This window comes from Klebsiella sp. S69, from assembly GCF_016516145.1.
Lineage (GTDB): Bacteria > Pseudomonadota > Gammaproteobacteria > Enterobacterales > Enterobacteriaceae > Klebsiella > Klebsiella oxytoca.
Window position 1 is genome coordinate 1 of the sequence record NZ_JACVUU010000056.1, and the last position, 4233, is coordinate 4233.

Annotated in this window: 2 protein-coding genes and 2 pseudogenes; all 4 read left to right on the forward strand. The window is 50.3% G+C overall.

Going from position 1 to position 4233, the window contains the following annotated elements; genetic code table 11:
• Positions 1–4 precede the first annotated feature (4 nt).
• Positions 5–2421, forward strand: a pseudogene (locus IAE27_RS29035) (T6SS phospholipase effector Tle1-like catalytic domain-containing protein).
• A 53-nt stretch (positions 2422–2474) separates the two neighbouring features.
• Positions 2475–2732 (forward strand): PAAR domain-containing protein, encoded by a 258-nt coding sequence (locus tag IAE27_RS29040; RefSeq protein ID WP_004101503.1) that lies wholly within the window; start codon positions 2475–2477, stop codon positions 2730–2732.
• On the forward strand, positions 2729–3865 hold the full coding sequence (locus IAE27_RS29045) for a hypothetical protein (RefSeq protein WP_261982982.1): 1137 nt from the start codon (positions 2729–2731) through the stop codon (positions 3863–3865). The genes IAE27_RS29040 and IAE27_RS29045 overlap by 4 nt, the downstream gene beginning before the upstream one ends.
• A pseudogene (locus IAE27_RS29050) lies at positions 3852–4233 on the forward strand (type VI secretion protein VasK); the annotation flags it as partial. The gene IAE27_RS29045 and the pseudogene IAE27_RS29050, both read left to right, overlap by 14 nt.

Consider the following 4233-nt stretch of genomic DNA (forward strand, 5'->3'; position numbering starts at 1 on the left):
AAGTATGTCCACAATGAAGCCTGGTGCAGTCTGGTATCCTCCGCAGTTTCCAGGTAACGGACGATTACCCACACAAGCGGCGCTAGTCGGACAAAACTGTAAGCAGCAGGACAGCCATGAACTGGCTTACCGCAATGAACTTTGCCAGGCGGCGGGTCGACTGGTGGAACCGCCGTGCTGTAAGACGCTGCATATCAGCCTGTTTTTCGACGGGACCGGTAATAATCTGAACAACGATCTTTATATCGACGTTCCTAAACATCCCACCAATATTGCCCGTCTTTTTCGCGCAACCATTGGCCAGGGTTACGCCGGTGGCGTCCAGGGACATGCCGGGGAACTGGTGGATATGGAAGGGACGTCGGGGAATAAATATTACAAGTACTACATCCCTGGCGTCGGCACCCCCTTTCCGGAAGTGTCGGATCTGAATTACAGCACGCCCGGCATGGCCTTTGCCACCTATGGCGAAGAACGAATTAACTGGGCGCTTATTCGCATTATCGATGCCTTAAGACGCACGCTGGGCAAACCTGCTTTATCCGATAATGAAAGCTGGAAAGCGGTGAAAGACATGACCTCTCGTACAGAAGATTTCGGGGCTTCAGGTCAATACCGACGTCCAATAGTATTCCGGCGGCTTTTAAAAGATCTGGAACCCGACCTGAAGCTGGCGCTGAATCAGCCTGAACCCGGTAAACCGAAACTGCTGGGGATTAAGCTGTATGTATACGGTTTTTCACGCGGAGCGGCGGCGGCAAGGGCTTTGTCAACTGGCTGGTTGAACTGCAGCCCAATTCTTTCAGAAAAGGAACGAAGCCGGATCTCTGTCTGACGCTGGAAGGCGCTAACTGGAAGGTGCCGCTGAGCGTCGAATTTCTGGGACTGCTGGATACGGTGGCCTCTGTTGGCGTGGCGCATATCGCCCCTCTTGCGGAAGGACATATGGGCTGGGCCGATAATGCAATGGAGCTGCCCGATAACGGCCTGATTAAAAATTGCGTGCATCTGGTTTCTGCCCACGAGCAGCGGCTCTGTTTTCCTCTGGATTCGATTTGCCGCCATGACGGAATCTATCCGTCCTATGCCAGAGAGATGGTGTATCCCGGTATGCATTCGGATATTGGTGGTGGTTATATGCCCGGTGAACAGGGGAAAGCAACGGCGGATGACGACGGCTATTTATTATCGCAGATTGCCTTGCATGATTTATATGCTACAGCATTTGATGCTGGTGCTCCTCTGAAAGTTCCTGAAGATTCACTTCCCTCAACAATATCTTCAGATAATTGGCGTGTTATGCCAGGTAACTTAATTTCAGAATTTATGGTTGCTGATACATTGATAAATAGTTTCAACGCCTGGCGTGAATTAACATTAAACCTTCCCTTATCTTCGGAAAAAATAAATGATGAGAATGCTGCCAGATACGAACCTGTACGTGCATCAGTCAACGTTATTACCGCATTGGAAGATCAAATCACCTGGATAACCGCCTGGCGTATCGGTCGCTATGCGAGTGGCAACTATACAAAACAGCGGTTTTATATTGATGCAGCCGCAAACGGCATGGATAAAGACAGCGACCCCAAAATAAGAGAGGCTTCCGAACAGGCGCGCGATAAAAAACTGCGGGAAGTAGAGAAAACACGGCGTAAAATGCAGGAGTCTGCTGAAAAAGATACCTATATCCCCTATCCGCCGGGGCCGAAGGATTTTGATCCCGCGCTAGGGCAGACGCAGCTGCGCCAGGCTGCGGAAGAATTTCGCGAGGACTATCAGCTAAAACAGCGTGCCGTAACCGGAAACTGGGGATATAAGTTTATGGATAAACTGAGTAACCTTGTTTATACCTTCAGCGATGATGATGTAAGTGGCGAATATATAAAGATAAAAAAAGAGGCCAATGAAAAACATTCAATGCTTTTTCCTCCTCAGGGGGAAAGTAGCAACGAGCAACAACCCGGAGGGCTGGTCAGAGCATTATTTGACGATCAGGTTCATGATTCCAGGGCCTGGTTTATGCAGGCGACGCTTGATGCCAGGGAACCGTGGGGAAGTTACTTTTTATACCGGATGATCTATTTCGGTGAGCTGATGAGTAAAAATATTACACCTCTTGTGAAATACGGGCGCTTTATTGAGGGGAGATTTAAAGATATGGTTCCTGGCGTTGATTTTATTATCGAGCGAGCTGAGAAAAGAAGGGCCATTGTGGGTGAAAACTCCCCGCCTGAAATAAAACAAAAAATAACCGTGGTAAACAGCTCTGCGGATATTCCCCTTACCATGTTATCCGATCTTCCCCTTCAACCTGCGCTGACAAACGAGCCAGCGGAATTAATCGCCTGGCAGCAACAATCGCGGGAAGCGGAAAAACTGGCCAGTACGAAAGCGGCGATAGCCTCACTGTGGCCATAACGAAATGGCGTTCTGATATACGGATGCCTGTGTAAATAATACAAGGAATAAATATGAAACAGGTAATACGCGAAGGCGATACCCTGCGGGAGTATGGCGGTAAAGTTCTGGCCGGACATTATCTGTGTTTTGGAAAAGGCATTGCCACTAAAGGCGATCCGGTAAAATGCAATAAGCATGGTATGACCACGATTATTGAAGGCAGTTCGCTGTCAAAAGTGGATGGTCAGCCCGTCGCTCTTCACGGACACCGCTGCGCCTGTGGCTGTACGCTGGTGAGTTCTTTTCCCGACTGCGGTATTGCACAGTGAGACCGCTACCTGATTTTCCTGATTATCGCACAGCTAAACCGCCTGCGGCAAAACGCTGGCTGGGGGCCGGAGCATTACTGGTCCCGACTGTCGGCGCTGCGAGTGCGTTATTACGGGGAACAGATGCAAGCTCTGGGATCGTTTTTGCCGCGATGCTTTTCACGTTAACCGTCATGGGGCTTTTCTGGCTTCTTTCTCTGCTGTATTACCGGTTTTCAATTCACCACTCGTCCACCTGGAAAGCGGAGGTGGCACAGGTACAAAGTCACTGGTGGTATCAGCATCGTCGGCAGTTTTCCCTGGAGGATGTGGTGCTGATTGGCCCAGCCGGGGCGGAGATGATGGACTGGTTGCGTTTGCTTAAGCGTGAGCTAAAAGCGCCAGCAGAACGTCAGGAGGCAAACGGTAAAGCGCTGCGTGTGGCGCGTTCTTTTTCTTCCGATGCGACGGAACGTGAAAATCAACTGGCTCGTATGCTGGTACTACAGTGGAAACGGCAGCGCGAAGGCAAAAAATTGCTCTCGCCGCAGCGCTTTTACTGGCAGGGGAGGGAGAGCGTATGGCAGGCGTTTGTTGCACAGATAAAGGACTCTTTTCCAGGCATTGTGCTGCCTGAATTACCGATTATGTGGAAGGGAGAACGTTCACTGTCAGATATTGCAGCCTTTCTGGATTCAGAGGGCGATGGCACGCAAATTCTGGTGGCTGGGTGCCAGTCTGAAGTCCCCTCGGCAGAGGATTTGCTGCCTGCCGGAGAAGCTGCTGCCCTGTGGCTTGTGGGTACTGAAGGGTCTGTATTGCTTTCACGGGGGGAATATTTTTCCCCATCGGCAACGGAACGTTTGAAGGATGTTTGTGAACGAGCACAGAAGCAAAGCGAACTTGACTCAGCTCCTGACGCCTGCATTCTTTTTTCTCACCCGCAACAATCAGAACTGGCAGGCAACGGCTGGAACGTTACTCATCATTTGCAGGACAATTTTTGGGGTAATACGGGAAAACTTGAGGCGCTTGTCGTGATATCACTTGCTGCTATTTTTGCACAAAGCCAGTCGCAACCCTGCGGCTGGATAGCCACTGATCCTTTACACCCCCTGGCGCTTGGAATTGTTAAACCTCATGAAAACAGATAAAAATCAGAAAGAAACTATTTCTGCTGCGTTCACGGTGGTACTTACAGCCGTGGCGATCACGTTCCTTATTTTACTGGGGGGACTGGCGTACTGGTTTTTCATAGGTGACCATGCTGCAAAATGGTCGGTTATCTATCCGATTCTGCTGGTGTGCGGTCTTCTCTGGATTGTGCTGGTATGTGTCGTATCTCTTGTGTTTCTGGCGATACATCTTTGGATCATCAGTCGAGCCAGGCGTTCATCAGCGGCTGGACAGAGTACATCAGCAAAGACGCTGGCGTTGAAACGCCCGATGCTATCGAAAGAAATAGCCACCCATCTCCGCCGCCGCTATACCCGTTTCTGGCGCCACAAAGTCCGCCTGCTGC